Origin of the sequence: Solirhodobacter olei (assembly GCF_004010155.1) — a bacterium.
Lineage (GTDB): Bacteria > Pseudomonadota > Alphaproteobacteria > Rhodobacterales > Rhodobacteraceae > Solirhodobacter > Solirhodobacter olei.
This window is the reverse complement of record NZ_RRYH01000079.1, coordinates 1-2,508: the sequence shown is the minus strand read 5'-3', so window position 1 is coordinate 2,508 and position 2,508 is coordinate 1. Positions and strand designations below refer to the sequence as shown.

3 protein-coding genes are annotated in these 2,508 nt (G+C 61.2%); all 3 read left to right on the top strand.

Features of this window, described 5'->3' with window-relative positions:
* On the top strand, positions 1-462 hold a 462-nt coding region (locus tag EIP85_RS22520), incomplete at its 5' end, for a thiamine pyrophosphate-dependent enzyme (protein WP_241560156.1).
* 10 nt (positions 463-472) lie between these two features.
* Entirely contained in the window at positions 473-1,282 is an 810-nt protein-coding gene (iolB, locus tag EIP85_RS22515; RefSeq protein WP_127904440.1) for a 5-deoxy-glucuronate isomerase, read from the top strand.
* Positions 1,279-2,106, top strand: coding sequence for a TIM barrel protein (locus tag EIP85_RS22510; protein WP_206615636.1), 828 nt, complete (start codon positions 1,279-1,281; stop codon positions 2,104-2,106). Before iolB ends, EIP85_RS22510 begins: the two co-directional genes overlap by 4 nt.
* Positions 2,107-2,508: the final 402 nt, after the last annotated feature.

Here is a 2,508-nt window from a genome sequence, read left to right as displayed (position 1 = left end):
GTGATCTGCTTCGTCGGCGACGGCAGCTACATGATGGCGAATTCGGAGCTGGCGACGGCGGTGATGCGCCGCGTCCCCTTCACCGTGGTCCTCACCGACAACCGTGGCTACGGCTGCATCAACCGGCTGCAGATCGAGTGCGGCGGGGCAGAGTTCAACAACATGTACAAGGACGCGAATATCGAGGTGCAGCCCGAGATCGACTTCGTGGCCCATGCTGCCTCGATGGGGGCCCATGCCGAGAAGGCCGCCAACATCGCCGAGCTTGAGACGAAGATCGCAGAGGCCCGCAACCGGGAAATTCCCAGCGTAATCGTCATTGACACCGATGCCGTTCCCGGCACCGGCGCCGGTGGCGCCTGGTGGGACGTCGCCGTGCCCCAGGCCGGCGGACCGGACCGGCTCGAGGCAGCGCGAAAGAAGTACGCCGCCAATACACGCAATCAACGACCATTCGACTGAGGAAGGCCCTATGCACGACTTACTGCGCAAACCCTTCGGCACCCATGGCAAGGTGCATGAGGTGACGCCGCGATCGGTGGGCTGGCGATATGTGGGATTCTCACTCTATCGTCTTCGCGCCGGCGAGCGCGCGGCCGAGGCCACGGGCACGACCGAATTGATTTTGGTGATGGTCGAAGGCAAGGCCAGGCTCACGGGCGCTGGGGAGGACTGGGGTGTTCTCGGCGAGCGCATGGATGTGTTCGAGAAGACACCACCGCATTGCCTCTACCTACCGAACGGCACTGACTGGGAGGCGGTGGCCGCGACCGACTGCGTGATTGCCGTATGTTCCGCACCGGGGCATGGCGGGCATGCCCCGCGCCGCATCGGCCCCGATGGAATTACCCTGACCGAGCGCGGCAAGGGCGCCAACACCCGTCACATCAACAACATCGCCATGGAGGCCGAGGACTACTGTGACAGCCTCCTGGTCACCGAGGTGTTCACGCCCGCCGGACACTGGTCCTCCTATCCGAGCCATCGCCACGATGAGGATGACTTCCCTCGAATCACGTATCTCGAGGAGACCTATTACCATCGGCTGAACCCGGCGCGGGGTTTCGGGATCCAGCGTGTCTATACCGAGGACGGCACGCTCGACGAGACGATGGCAGTCTCCGATGGCGACGTGGTTCTGGTGCCGCGCGGCCACCATCCCTGCGGCGCCCCCTACGGCTTCGAGATGTACTATCTCAATGTCATGGCGGGCCCTCTACGCAAATGGCGATTCCAGCCCGACCCTGCCGTCGAATGGATCATGCAGCGCGATGCCAAATGATAGCCCGGGCCCTCAATCAGAAGACGGCAAGACACCTCTCCTATGAGGCCTTTCTCGATCTCGCGCAGGCGCTCGATTGCGTGGGGGTCGAGGTGCGCAATGATCTCGGGCGACCGCTTTTTGATGGGATCCCCCCGAAGGAGGCCGGGCGATTGGCACACGCCCGGGGTCTAAGGCTTCTTGGGCTGAGCGAAATATATCCGTTCAATGACTGGACATCTGATCGGGCCCGGGAACTGCGGAGTCTGGTCGGCGATGCCCAGGCGGCAGGGGCCGAAACCATAAGCCTTGTACCACGCGTCGACGGACTGGGCAGTGAGGCTGGTGTCCGGCAGCGGGTCTTGCGCGAGGTTATGCGCGAGATACTCGCGATCATTGCAGACACGAGCGTCGTTGCACTGATTGAGCCCATCGGGTTCCCACTGTCCTCTCTGCGGCACAAGGCCGAACTTGTGGAGGCAATCGATGCCGTGGATCGGGGTGGGGCTTTCCGGCTCGTTCATGACACGTTTCAGCATGTCTTGGCGGGTGAGGCAGAGCTTTTCTCTCCTTACACAGGGATCGTCCATATCTCTGGATTGTCGGCTCCGGAGGCCATTCTCGACGAGACCCAGGATGCGCATCGTGTGCTTGTCGATGCGAACGACCGCTGCGGCAATGTCGATCAGATAGAACGCTTTCTCGCCGCGGGCTATTCCAGATGCTTTTCCTTCGAGTGCACGGCTCCGTCTGTGCAAGAAAGCCATACTCTCGAAGAGGATATCCGGCGGTCCTTTGATTATATCGAAGCCAGGGTGGGAGTTTGCGGTAAATCAGAACGCTAACCCGGGTTCGTATCAGACATTCTCCGGCGTGTAGATGTCGAAGCCGATCACGTGCTTTCTTCGAGGCGTTGCCGACCGCAGATCCTCCACCATCTGAGCGATCGCTTCCGTTGCCATCCTCTGGATAGGACACGGTCACGGCTGATGGTTCCGGACGGCGTTGAGGCAGAGTTCAGTGACTCGGGGCCAGTCGACCGCAGTGAACAGAGGCTGCAGTGGGCGGTATCCCTGCGCCCATTTGACTTTCCGATGGCCCATTATTCGCCGTAAAGTGCACCTCGCGTCGAATGCCAGTTTCCCCTCGTGGCAAAGGAGCGAGTGGTGATGAGTATGAATGAGCCTAACTGCGCAGAGGCGGGTAACCGGACTTCGACACTTCGGGGCTGATTTTCCAGATTCCGG